We start from the raw sequence: 12,723 nt of genomic DNA, 5'->3' as shown, positions 1-12,723 counted from the left end.
CCTATCCTATAGGCCTTTGGTGGTTATTTTCATATGCTGAATCAGCATTCCATCAATCAAGGCTGATCCTAAGTTATTCTGTGCATTTGAACTGGTCGCATTATTTAACTGATTAAATGAAACCCCTACAGCACCTGCAGATTTATCTGCAAGTAAAGTCTTCCCTGCATCCATACTATAAACAGTACCTATACTAATACTACTGTGTGTTGCCGAACTGCCTTGATAACCCGCTATTGAACTTGTGCCACAGTTATAAACATTACAAGTAGACCCAGTATATGAAGTATCCGCCCCTGTATAATCCGTATAGATCTTCTTATAAATTGATTCTTTATTTGGGATTCTAGCCAGTTCTATACTAAAGTTTGTGCCATCAGATCCGAGAATCAAAGGCTGATATAATGAACCAAGCACCAAATTGGTGTTCAAATTATAAATATAAATACCTTCTTTATCTGAAAAAGTCGGTGCTGTTCCGCCATTAATTGCTGGAGTCGACAAGATATCTTGTGCTGAAGGCGTGGTACAACCATTTAAGTTACCAACCCCACATTCCTGAGTACTAATTCTAAAAACATGGCTCATCAAATTCGCTGGAGCAGTCCATGAGTTTGCTGTAGATGTTCCCAATAATTTTGAACCATCACCACTATTTAGTCGTATAACACCAGCCAAACCTAAAGTATTGTTATAAAAAGCACTCATACCACCCGTATTTGTAGCACCACCGAGCGTTTGGAATAATTGAATTTTACTGCCATTTAATCCAAAACCGTTAAAGATACCTTGTAAGCGAATACGGTTTGCTCGCCCCGTCGCAGTGGTACTAAACCCCTCGCCTAAATTAAATTGATTTGGATCTTTGTCAGCCTTACTTTGATCGCGTACAAAACCATCTGCCCAAAATGCAAGTTTAAGGTTATATGCATCTTCCCCACCAACATCATTGACAAAAGCACTTGTCGTCACTGTTTTCTTATCAGCAGCAAATGAATATAAATTTTCATATAACGGCGCTTCAAAATTTAAATACGTTACAGAACCCGCACCTGCACCAAAGTCAGGTACATTGAGGTCTGTTTTTACATTGAATATCCAAGGGTTGGTTGCAGTTCCCCAGCTTTTAATCGCAGCGTTCGCTACGCCATTGGTTGATCCCGCATCTAATCTAAGGTTGGCATTATTGCTTGCATTTTTTGACAACGCCAAACCATATAGATATAAATCAGCTTTGCCGACTGAATGGTCACTGGCATTCACAACACCATCTTTATTGGTATCTTGAACGATTGATGACAATGGTCCCACAGGAACATAATAGATATAGCCAGTGTCTAAACTACGATTTGTAAGCACAGTATCTTGAGTTTGGTTTACTCCAGCGCCCTGAAAAACCATATAAGTGTCTCTAGGCAATAAGGCAATACCTTCGCCTGTGGTATCACTTAACTTTTCATCAGACATTTCTTCGAGTGCGAAGCAAGATTGGCTTAAGCATAAACCAATCAAACTCACCAAAACGGTTTTATGAAATTTTACCGTATAATTGAGTGTAGTCATCCACGACCTTCCTGTGTTATACGATGCTCCGCACCATATTTTATTTTATTTCTTAAATTTCCAACTTCAAACTGCACAAAAACACATATCCTTGTTTATACAGTTTTGTTATGTCTATCACACTTCATACTATGTAATTTTTTTAATTATGACAAAGTTTTTTTGGTTAAAATCTATCATTTCCGACAAATGAATCTTTTTAAACAAGAAACCAGCCATAAGGTTTGGCACAATTACTGTCAAAGCATAATAACCATCTAATTATTAACAAAACTTTAATGAGCCGTAACAGTTTGGAGTAAAATCCTGTTTAGCTAATTGTAAGTTATTTAATGTCATATTAGGTCTAGGTGCATTTGCCAAATCCACCTCTTTTAAAGGAATAGAGCTCCCTAAAAGACAATTTAACAATCCCACTGGACCACACTGTACTGGCTTTTCTTGCAAATATGTACTTACTTGATTCATCACTTCATTTAATGTGGCTTTAGGAATATCTACCCGATCAGTCGGATCAATCTTGCCAATATCAATCGGATTGGAAAATTCTAACCACCATCCTTTTTGTGCAACTGATTTATTTCCAGTCCATTGAATATCTTGTCCTTGCAAAGATAAGGAAGCAGGCGTCCCATTTAAACTGGCCTTATGGAAATATCCCAAATCCTCATTGATATCCACATCAACTGTTAAATTTTTGATAGTCCCCTGTGTTTCCTTATTTAAATTTAACCCGATTACATTGGCAATAATATTGCCTGTTAAATCAATATCGCGAACATTTGCACTTGCTTTCAGTAGCGCACTATTAATACGCTTACCAGTTATAGCTTGCTGTTCTAAAACCAAATCTCCTTTTAAAATATTACTGCCCGTTGCTTGGTCACGCAAATTTAAGTTGTATGCTGTTGTGGTAAAATCTAAATTTCCAACAAAAAAAAGACAACAAGCCTTACCGTTAATTGCATTATAACCATCAGATTGTCTTAACTGTGTTCTGGCTGCTTCTCCAGCAATAGTACTTGTACCAAAACCATTAACCAATGCTGTTCCTGTGGTAGCAGCAACTTGCATATATCCACTTAAGGAATTAATTCCATTTTTTGTACTACTATTTTCTGTACCAAACGTCAGTAGTCCCACTGCTTTTTCAGAGCTTAAATTTATTCCCACGACTTGTCGTGTAGAAGCGCTTCCTGGATTTTTAATTGCAAATTGAATAAAAGGATTGGTTAAAACAGCACTTGATCCTACACGTGCAGCACGATCAGCATCGCTACCAGTATTTGATGTTGCAGAGTTTCCTAAGCCACTTAAACCTAAATTATCAATATCAATATCACAACCATTTGCGCCGTTAACGCCACCACAACCTAACTGTAATTTTTTAATATTGGCATTTAACTCAAGCTCAGCTTCTAGACCTAGCTTATAAAATCCAATATTTTTATCACCACCTGTCCGTTTCGCTTCCATATTTGCTGAATCGGTGGGTGCAACATAAGTCAAACTCATTAAAGCTTGACCTGTCGTTTCAGACAGTTGTTCATCAGACATACTTTTTAAGGTTGTTGGCTGTGCATATACAGCAGACATTGCAAAGACACTGAATGAAAAAAGTGTTACACACAAAGCCTTAATTTTAAGCATGAACATCTCCTTATCCTTAGATTATGTTCAAAATTGTGAAACTCTATTATTCCAATAACCAAACCTAATCTTAGATAAACTTCATATAATTTAGGCTCTTACTGTTATGGAAATGTATTTTAGTTTTCAATAGAGAAATATAATGTGATTAATCTATCATAATGTTTTCAAATACAGGTTAAATTTCCGACAAAATGACTGTAATTTTTGTTAAAAATTAAGACATCCAGCACCATCACAAAACATGAAAAATATTCCATAGAAATTATCAATGATAAAAAATTATTTAAATTCAAATATAAATAAAAAATTAATGATAGATATAAAAATAGTTCAAATATTTTAATTAAAATGAATCCATTTAAAGCAAGTATTTAATATTTAAATTTTTTGAACCTTTTTATCGGATATTTTCACACCTATTCCATTTTAATCTTATAGTAAAATCTCAAAATAAAAAGGGATACACCATGAAAAAAATGATATGCGGCTTAATGATAAATTCAATCTGTATAAGCAGTTGGGCTGCATGTAGTTATGATTTTGATGCAACAGCTGCTGAAATCCAACAGATGATTGGAAATCCTATTCCGCCTGCAAAAAAATTTCCATATTTAAATGGAGCAACTGCTAGTTTTCTACTCGAGAATTCGTCATATCAATATCATGCAAGTACTTCTTCATTTGCGCAATCTTATAAAAACTATATAAATGGAACAAACAACACAATTCTAGGCGATAAGAATCTATCGAGTACAGGAATGTACGCAGTAGAGCTAAAAATTGATAACTTTGCAGATATCCCTATAGGATCTCATTCTGGAAATCAGAGTGGTGTATATACATTAGGATATAATTTTTATGGTATCAAAAATGGAAACCTGAAGTATGGAGGCTTCGTATGGCTTACAAATTCAGATGATACGAAAACAAAAAAAGTCTATGTTAGTTTTTCTGATTTGGGTGCAGGCATTAATTATGAAAAAGAATTTGATATAGCTTATAGCTCTGCAAATAATTATAAAATCGGCCTTTATTTAGATCAGGATTCAAAACAAATTGGAATAAATTTAAATGGTATAGATAAAGGCTATATTAACAATACCCCCTTATCAGACTCAGCCACTCAAATCAGCTTCCAAATGTTTGGTCTTGTAGGTGGTTATCCAACATCGCTAATAGGCACTTATCAACCAAGAGAAACGCTTATCTTTGAGCGTAGCCAAATGACTTTAAACTATTCTTCCAACACGAAAGACATCTGCGAGAATACAATTTAAACTATAAAAAACCCACTGGAATGAAGTGGGTTTTAAAACGTTTGATATAGAAAGCTGATTCATCATGAGTGCTAAATTTCTTTATTTTTAAGCCTCTAGAAGCCAAAAATTAACAGAATTTTAATGAACCATAACAATTACGATAAGGCTGTTCTAATAAAGTAATATTTCCATCTTTCGCATTTGAACTTGAAGCAATATTACTCACAAGATTACTTACTTTATCTGAAATATTAAGCGTAAAAGCATCTTGAAGATACATACTCCAACCTTTACTCACTGCTGCTGCATAGTCAGGATATTGTAAATTTTGTGCAGATAGAGCAATACCAAAAGTATTTGAATTCACATCTATTTGATGCACGTTACTTAAATTATAAGGCATTTGATAGGTACTCAATCCCGAAACAGAAGTACCAAGCCCTGTTGCTAATTGTTGTTTAATATAATCAGAAATACCACCTCTTAATCTTGGTAGTAAAAGATTACCAACATTTGCCCCAAAAGATCCTGTGCAAGCACCCAAAATCCGTACACAAGAGTTACTGGTATTTAACTCCAGTGCTGAAGTAGTTGCAGTACCATTTATAATATCATCTACAACCGAACTCAAATCTAAACCTATTATTTTTGCTTGACTAACACGGTTACCAACGACAGAAACAGCTAAACCATTTCTACTTACAGTTGAATAATTTGCGGTAATTTCACTATATTTTACTGAAGCGAGGAGTACATCTAAAATTGTAGCATCATCTAACCCCAGAAAAGCACTAGGCGTTGATATTGCTTTTGAATTCCAGGTTGTTGAAGTTACAGGAGAAACATTTGTTTCACCTAACATGGTTAAATTTGCCTTTCCTGTAAAATAACCACTAAAACTATTTAAATTACCAATAGATAATGGACCTTCTGCTTTTTCAGCTCCTATGCGTATACCCACCACTTCCCGAGTAGAAGCACTATTAGGATTTTTAATTGCAAATTGGAAATAAGGATTTGTTAAGACAAAATCCTTCATATTCTTTTGATTACTGATGGCGTTATTACTATCAAGACCACTAGGTTGATTCGGGTTTGTTGTTGCAGAGGTAATACAATAACCTGCTGCGCCTGTAATACAGCCAAAAGAAACGCTATCTAAATCTAAATCACAACCGCCACTTCCATTGATACCACCACAACCTAACTGAAGTTTTTTGATATTTGCATTTAATTCAACATTCGCTTCTAAGCCTAATTTATAAAACCCAACACTACTATCTCCACCTGTACGGCGAGCCTCTAAATTCGCAATATCTGTTGGTGCAATATAACTCAAACTCATCAGTGCTTGACCAGTGGTTTCTGACAATTGTTCGTCAGTCAAGGCTTGTAAAGTCGCAGCATGAGTCATACTCATCGCTAAAACACTCAATATTAGTAATACAACATTTAGATATTTTCTTTCGAACATCGTACGCTTCCATCCTGAGCAAAGCTTGACCTTATTTTTATACCAACACTAAATTACCATTCGAATCTTGAACAAATAAAATAATATAAATCACATTTATATTTAGCATATTTTTATACCATAGATTAAAATTTATTCCGATAAATTTTTTATACTTTCCGATAAAAAACAATAATTTCAAATACATTTAAATCTCATTTTGTTCTGTTTAATTATGATTTTATTTAAAAATTTTTATTGAAAAATAATGCATTAAACATATTTATCATATTGATATATACATAAAAAAAGCAAGTGATTTACACTTGCTTTTTTCCAAACTCATTTTTAATTTAAGCTTTAGGTAAGGTTACCCCAACCTGACCTTGGTATTTACCACCACGATCTTTATAAGACGTTTCACAAACTTCATCAGATTCAAAAAACAGCATTTGAGCAACGCCTTCACCAGCATAAATACGCGCAGGTAAATTCGTCGTATTTGAAAACTCTAATGTCACGTGACCTTCCCACTCAGGTTCAAGTGGCGTTACATTTACAATGATACCGCAACGCGCATAAGTCGATTTACCTAGGCAAATCGTCAAAACATTTCGTGGAATACGGAAATATTCAACAGTACGTGCTAATGCAAATGAATTTGGAGGGATGATACAGACATCAGATTCAATGTCGATAAAACTACGCTCATCGAAATTTTTAGGGTCTACAATAGCAGAGTGAACATTGGTAAAGACTTTAAACTCACGTGCACAACGTACGTCATAACCATAGCTAGATACGCCATAAGAAATCAGCTTTTCACCTTGTTCATCATAACGCACTTGGTTTTCTGCATACGGTTCAATCATACCGTGCTTTTCGCTCATTTCACGAATCCAACGATCAGACTTAATTGCCATTTATCTCTATCCCAAAACTGTGCTATTTACTGCGCTGTACTTTAACTGAAATTGCTTTTGAAAGGAATGTTTATGACGAAATAGAGCAACCCAAGTCTGTAAGTAAACGTACAAACTTAAGTTCAACTATAATCGATTGTTAAAGGCTTAAAAGTGCTGAATAGCTCAGTGGTACAGTAAAACTCACTAAAACTAAAGACGCAGTTCTTTGCATATTGCGCTGATTGAGCCACGTCACTTTATTACTGCAAATCACAGAACCAATAAATGTCCAAAAAAATGCAATGGGTACGATTAATAATAAAAACACCAACATATGTGAAGTATAAGCAGACGCATTTTGCCATACATGTGTTGGGAAAATTGCAGAAGCGAAAAGAAGTGCTTTCGGGTTTAAAAGGGTTGCAAAAAATAACTCACGCGCCCGAATTGTCGCGTGATTAAAGTTTTCATCTCGATTTGCTGTACGCCATAATTTCAAAGCCAGGAATAAAATATAACCTGCACTAAATAATTTGAGAATAACGGGTACACTTGGAAACTGTTTAGACACAGATCCAATAATTAATCCCCAAATGGTAATGGAGATAAGATAGCCAAGCGCTTCCGCTGGAATTAATGCAAGAGATTTTCGAATTCCAACTTGAATCCCAGAAGATGCTAAAAGCGTATTGGTTGGTCCTGGTGTTAAAAGAATCGTCACCACCAAGCCAATAAAAAACCATGAAATCATTAAATGACCTCATCAATGGATTGATCGCAGATTAAATCTTTTAAATTGAATTGGCAAAAAAATAATTGTAAGAGAACTTATTGAAGAACAGTCCTATAAATGAAAATATATATTATTTTCAATATCTTAAAAACGTAAAGTCAGATAAAAACCGCAAAGTCACTGATCAAAGAAATGCTGTTTTTATGTCCAAAATCAAACTTTAAAATCAATAAGAATACCTTTTAAATCAGTAAGTTTATTCCCAAATAGCACACTGATTAGCGGTAAAATAACAAGTAGTTCCGTTAAAGGCCATCTTTGGTACGAATCAAGGGCTTTTTAAGTAAATTTTCAGTTTTATTGACTATTCTTTATCCATATTTCTCTCTTACTCATTAGGTTTTTTGTCAGAAAGGTTGTCGTTTTTATCTACATTGATGCACAATAGTTACCTTTCTTGCATTTTCTACTTTTATGGCAAAGCATTTTTTTCAGTCTTGGCTCCCTAGTCCAGAGCGAGTCAACAATTTGAAATTCATGAAGATTTTTGGCGATAAAGCCTTAAGTCCTCAGCTTTGGTATGTCAATCGAAAATCGATTTCTAAAGCAATGTTTATTGGTACCTTTTGGGGCATCTTGCCTATCCCATTCCACACCTTATTAATTATTTTTTCAGTTTTATTCTTTGAGGCAAACTTACCGATTGGTTTAATTTTAGCTTGGATCATGAATCCCTTAACCATTGTGCCAATTTTGATTTTTGCCTTTTGGATTGGTTCCAAAATTTATCATGTGCATATGATCAATAAGGAAATGTTACTCGGTGTTTTCCATCAAATCATTCATTGGATCAAAAACTTTGGCCATGGGCATATTGATTTTAGTCTAGCCAAAATTCTTGCAACTGGTTTGTTTATTGAAGCATTTGTATTTGCATCGCTACTCTTTATTGTGACACGTATTTACTGGCGTTGGAGCGTGATTAAAAAATGGAATAACCGTAAAAAACAGCCAAACATTCTTTAAACAAGCTCCAACTTATTCTGATAAAAAATTTACTTCAAAGCGGCTTGTTTAGCTTTCATATATTCAACAACTACATCTAAAACATAATGCTGGCATGCTTCTCCAGTGCCTGGGTCATATGCACCGCCATTGGTAATATTGTTCGATAAAATACGAACACCAAGGAATGGTACTTTATATTGGCTGGCAATTTGTGCCACAGATGCAGCCTCCATTTCCTCTACAGAAGTGCCATAGTTTTTATGGAAAAAAGCAATTCGATCCAATTCATTGTTCCAAACATCTGCTGAACCAATAGTACCTTCAACCACACGGCCCTTGCTATAATTGGTTTTTGCACGCTGCGCCGCCAATAACAGATCTTTATCTGCTTCAAATTTACGAATCGCAATCGGTTCAGGATCAGACTCATCCGTAGGCAGCACATCAAAAGCTTCTGTCCATTCAAGAGAATTCGAACCCTCTCCAACCGCTTTTTTAGGTGTTCTAAATGCACCAATATTGGTGGTGTAACGACCTAAAACAATATCATAGACATTAAGATCAGGATCATGTCCACCTGATGTTCCTTGGTTAATAATCGCAATGGGTTTATAACGTTCAATCGCAATTGCTGTTGCGGCAGCAGAGTTGCTCATTCCCATTCTTGTTTTAGAGATAATCACCGGATAACCTTGGTAGGTGCCTTTCCAAAACTTCCAACCACCGAACGTTTCGACTGTAGAATTGCTTAGTTTTGAGGCCATTTGCTCAGACTCTACAGGTAAAGCACCTTGAATAATGATGGGTTGCAATGATTTCTGTGCCGTTGAATTAGAATTGGTTTTATCTGAATCACTATCATTACATGCAGTCAAGAACATCGAACTACAGATTCCCAAGGCACATAAGATTTTTTTTAATAGCATGGTCTACTCAATGGTTTAAATAAGAAATTATACCTAAGCAATGAATATACCAGTTGATCAATTTTCTATATTTTTATACCTATATTTAAGAAAAAGTCTTTTAAATTTTATTTTTGAATTAAAAATATCTTCAATCAGTTTAGTATGATCTGTTGATCAGTCCTATTTGTAGCATACCCTTCATATTTAACAGTAATTATTTGAATTTCTTTGGGATATTAAAAATGGGCAATGTTTATAAAATCTTATTATCGAGTAAGTTTAAATATTTCATTGATTCATTCTCAAGTATCCTCTCTTTAATTCGATTGTTAAGATAAAGAGAGGACGCTTAAGAGGTCAATTCTTAGAAAATTCTATGCGGATCTTTTTCGGCTTTAGGTAAAGCTTGTGCAATTTTTTCAGCAATAGCCATATAGTTTTCTGCAGCAACATCTCCTGCAATCACAGAAGGTTTACCAGCATCAGCATTTTCACGAATTTGAACATTTAAAGGTAATCGACCCAGCAACGGAATATTATATTGCTCAGACAATTTATCTCCGCCACCAGTACCAAAAATTTGTTCTTCATGACCACAATTTGAACAGATATGTGTCGACATATTTTCCACAACACCCATAACTGGAATATGCACTTTATTAAACAGTTCGATCCCTTTAACCGCATCCATCAAGGCTACATTCTGTGGTGTCGTCACAATCACAGCGCCAGTTACAGGAATACGCTGGGCAAGGGTTAATTGAATATCACCTGTACCAGGTGGCATATCGATAACTAGAACATCTAAATCAGGCCATAACGCTTGATTAAACAGTTGCATCAATGCACCTGTGGCTTTTGCACCACGCCAAGCAACTGGTGTATTTTCTTTTCCAATCAAATGACCGATCGAAAGTACCGCCATACCATAAGCTTCTAATGGTACAAAATTTTCACCTTCTATTTTAGGTGTTTGCCCTGCATTCCCCAGCATTGTTGGAATACTTGGACCATAGATATCAGCATCCAAAACCCCGACTTTTAAGCCTAGTTTGTGCAAAGCCAATGCGATATTTACTGTGGTGGTTGATTTACCCACACCACCTTTACCCGATGATATGAGGATCACATTTTCAATTCGAGGGTGTTTCGGAATATCTCGTTGTTGTGGTGCTGCTTTTTGAATCGGTGGATTATTAGGATCTTCTTGTGTATTTGCCATTTTAGCAGAAGCATCGACAACTGGAGGAAGATTAGGATGTTGCTCTTTGGGCTTTGAAGCGCAACTATGCCCTGCTTTTCCATGTTGGTCACTGCCACAACTCGAATCATGTTGAATTTTTTGTTGGATCACATGCAAATTCAACTCTTGAATACCACACTTCTCCAATGCATCTGCGAGATCATCATGAATTTTTTGTAAATGATCTGCCTCTTCTGGATAAGTATTAATTGTCAGTTGTAATACTCGGCCTACAACATTCACTTGAGTAATACGATCTTTTAAGACATTTGAATTTGGCAAAATATAGTTTTGCAAAACAGATTGGACTTCTTCCTCTTTCACCTCCTGCGCAGGAGAAAAAACTGATTTAAGCGAAGAAAGCCACGACATAGATTTGCTCCAAATTTGCAAATACAATAAATACTGAGAACAGATAGTTTAACTGTAAATTGACCTGAGGTTAAGCAAACTTCTATTCAGCTTTTTGAATGTTGTTATTAATCCTACTGATTTAGTTGGTTTAGCATCCAAAATAATCTATTCAATCATTTTATCTCATTGTTCAGAATGAACTTTTTGTTTTTGCGATTTAAATTTCTATGACAAACACCTTCTTAATAATTCCCATACAAATACTGGATAAAAAATAGCTATAGTCACGTTGGGTAAATAACAACTTTGTGTGGTTTTTGACAATAATAAGGTAGGTCTATGAAGTCTCTATTATTTTTAGTTTTTTCTGTAATCATTTCGAGTTCAGCTGTTGCTGGAACCTCTACAACTGCGGTGCGTACATCTTCAGGGCAATTGGTTTCTGTAGGTGATAGTTTGACGGAAATGTCGACACGTATTGGCCAATCTCCAATTTCAATGAACACTTATGAACGTAAAGAAGGTAAAACGACGGTTACCGTATCCAACTATATCTATGAGATTGAGAATGTAACTTATACTTTTACGGTGGTGAATAATCAGATTCGTGAAATTGAGTGGATTCGTAAAGAACCTTAATTAAAAAGTATCACTGAACAGCGTGGCGCTGTTCAGTGATTGTTCAAATTACTTTTCATCATCTTTTTTGTGCTTCAAATCATTTACAGCTTGCTCACCTTTAAGCAGTGTTTCTTTTGCTTTATGTTTGAGATCATCTGCAACCTTTTCAGCACCTAATTTTGCTTCTTTGGCTTTTAACTTCACATCATCAATTACTTCAGAAGCTTTGTTTTTTAAATCGTCTAAATTTGTCATGATTTTCTTCCTATTTAATTAAGTCTCACCCTAGTTATAACAACTGAAACTCCATAAAATGTAAAAAGATGCATTTCTTTAACAATTCATACACAGTTTGTAGCGATGTGTTTTTTTGTTTCAAAATGAATAAAATAGCCTATTCTGATTGATTGAAAATCATTGAATTAAAACAAACACTGAGTCTTATCGAATGCAACACTTAATGAAAGAAAAAATTATCCGAGTCTGTAATGATAAAATTGCTAAAAAGGGAGATGATGTTGGTTTATCTTTTTATGCATTCTTTGCCAATAAAAATAATGACCCAGAAACCTTAATGCAAGTGGCAGAATGGTGGATTAAAACCCATCAGCTTGATCATTTTGAAAAGGCAATCAAAATTAAGAAAATGATTGAAGATGAACGCTAAAAATTCATTTTTTAAACAATTCATCATAATGTTGCATATGGGTAAAAATTCCATCTTGTCTTCTATGTTGATCAATTTGCGGGACTAAATCCTGAAAATGGGAGGATTGGACATGGGCATCTAAAGCAGCTCGATCCACCCATTCCTCAATAAATACAAAATGCCCTGTATTGCGTAAATCATGATATAAATCATAGGCAATACAGCCCGCTTCTCGTTTAGTTTGCTCAACTAATTGTTGATATAAAGGTAAAACTAAATCAATTTTATCCACTTGGATAAAGTCTTCGGCAATCAGTTTAAGCATAGATAATTTCTTATTGATATCGAAGTTCGAACATAACATGAAACGCAAA

General features: G+C 35.0%; 13 protein-coding genes. 4 read left to right on the top strand and 9 right to left on the bottom strand.

Annotation, left to right across the window (positions count from 1 at the left end; genetic code table 11):
* Nucleotides 1-6 precede the first annotated feature (6 nt).
* Both FHR28_RS02680 and FHR28_RS02675 read right to left on the bottom strand, forming a co-directional pair.
* Nucleotides 7-1,563, bottom strand: a complete 1,557-nt coding sequence (locus FHR28_RS02680; protein ID WP_004723809.1) for a hypothetical protein — start codon at nucleotides 1,561-1,563, stop codon at nucleotides 7-9.
* 264 nt (nucleotides 1,564-1,827) lie between these two features.
* On the bottom strand, nucleotides 1,828-3,213 hold the full coding sequence (locus FHR28_RS02675) for a hypothetical protein (RefSeq protein WP_056515230.1): 1,386 nt from the start codon (nucleotides 3,211-3,213) through the stop codon (nucleotides 1,828-1,830).
* A gap of 470 nt (nucleotides 3,214-3,683) precedes the next feature.
* Here FHR28_RS02675 and FHR28_RS02670 point away from each other — a divergent pair, with 470 nt between their 5' ends.
* Nucleotides 3,684-4,493 carry a DUF4882 family protein gene (locus tag FHR28_RS02670; RefSeq protein ID WP_166781873.1) on the top strand — a complete coding sequence of 270 codons (810 nt, stop codon included), beginning with the start codon at nucleotides 3,684-3,686 and terminating at the stop codon, nucleotides 4,491-4,493.
* Between the two features lie 109 nt (nucleotides 4,494-4,602).
* On the opposite strand, the gene FHR28_RS02665 is transcribed toward FHR28_RS02670, so the two are convergent.
* The 3 genes from FHR28_RS02665 to FHR28_RS02655 all read right to left on the bottom strand — a co-directional run bounded on the left by FHR28_RS02665 (nucleotide 4,603) and on the right by FHR28_RS02655 (nucleotide 7,584).
* On the bottom strand, nucleotides 4,603-5,949 hold the full coding sequence (locus FHR28_RS02665; RefSeq protein WP_105714361.1) for a hypothetical protein: 1,347 nt from the start codon (nucleotides 5,947-5,949) through the stop codon (nucleotides 4,603-4,605).
* 332 nt (nucleotides 5,950-6,281) lie between these two features.
* Nucleotides 6,282-6,851: a dCTP deaminase gene (gene dcd, locus FHR28_RS02660; RefSeq protein ID WP_056515236.1), complete on the bottom strand. Its 570-nt coding sequence runs from the start codon at nucleotides 6,849-6,851 to the stop codon at nucleotides 6,282-6,284.
* 139 nt (nucleotides 6,852-6,990) lie between these two features.
* Nucleotides 6,991-7,584, bottom strand: coding sequence for a LysE family translocator (locus FHR28_RS02655; RefSeq protein ID WP_004723817.1), 594 nt, complete (start codon nucleotides 7,582-7,584; stop codon nucleotides 6,991-6,993).
* A 456-nt stretch (nucleotides 7,585-8,040) separates the two neighbouring features.
* Between FHR28_RS02655 and FHR28_RS02650 the strand changes: the two genes are divergently transcribed.
* Nucleotides 8,041-8,592 (top strand): DUF2062 domain-containing protein, encoded by a 552-nt coding sequence (locus FHR28_RS02650; protein WP_105714362.1) that lies wholly within the window; start codon nucleotides 8,041-8,043, stop codon nucleotides 8,590-8,592.
* A gap of 29 nt (nucleotides 8,593-8,621) precedes the next feature.
* Here FHR28_RS02650 and FHR28_RS02645 read toward each other — a convergent pair whose 3' ends face one another.
* A complete protein-coding gene (locus FHR28_RS02645; protein ID WP_154130965.1) occupies nucleotides 8,622-9,500 on the bottom strand; it encodes a 5'-methylthioadenosine/S-adenosylhomocysteine nucleosidase in 879 nt (292 codons plus the stop codon).
* 346 nt (nucleotides 9,501-9,846) lie between these two features.
* Nucleotides 9,847-11,097 (bottom strand): iron-sulfur cluster carrier protein ApbC, encoded by a 1,251-nt coding sequence (gene apbC / locus FHR28_RS02640; protein WP_105714364.1) that lies wholly within the window; start codon nucleotides 11,095-11,097, stop codon nucleotides 9,847-9,849.
* 321 nt (nucleotides 11,098-11,418) lie between these two features.
* Here apbC and FHR28_RS02635 point away from each other — a divergent pair, with 321 nt between their 5' ends.
* Complete coding sequence (locus tag FHR28_RS02635) at nucleotides 11,419-11,718, top strand: hypothetical protein (protein ID WP_056515248.1); 300 nt, start codon at nucleotides 11,419-11,421, stop codon at nucleotides 11,716-11,718.
* Nucleotides 11,719-11,766: 48 nt separating this feature from the next.
* Here the strand turns inward: FHR28_RS02635 and FHR28_RS02630 are convergent, their stop codons facing one another.
* Entirely contained in the window at nucleotides 11,767-11,955 is a 189-nt protein-coding gene (locus FHR28_RS02630) for a hypothetical protein (protein WP_004723829.1), read from the bottom strand.
* A 193-nt stretch (nucleotides 11,956-12,148) separates the two neighbouring features.
* Between FHR28_RS02630 and FHR28_RS02625 the strand changes: the two genes are divergently transcribed.
* Nucleotides 12,149-12,367, top strand: coding sequence for a DUF6500 family protein (locus FHR28_RS02625; protein ID WP_166781872.1), 219 nt, complete (start codon nucleotides 12,149-12,151; stop codon nucleotides 12,365-12,367).
* Nucleotides 12,368-12,371: 4 nt separating this feature from the next.
* Here the strand turns inward: FHR28_RS02625 and FHR28_RS02620 are convergent, their stop codons facing one another.
* Entirely contained in the window at nucleotides 12,372-12,674 is a 303-nt protein-coding gene (locus FHR28_RS02620) for a putative quinol monooxygenase (protein WP_056515254.1), read from the bottom strand.
* Between the last annotated feature and the right edge of the window lie 49 nt (nucleotides 12,675-12,723).

Source organism: Acinetobacter sp. BIGb0196 (assembly GCF_011759595.1).
GTDB lineage: Bacteria > Pseudomonadota > Gammaproteobacteria > Pseudomonadales > Moraxellaceae > Acinetobacter > Acinetobacter guillouiae.
This window is presented reverse-complemented; position numbering and strand designations above follow the sequence as displayed.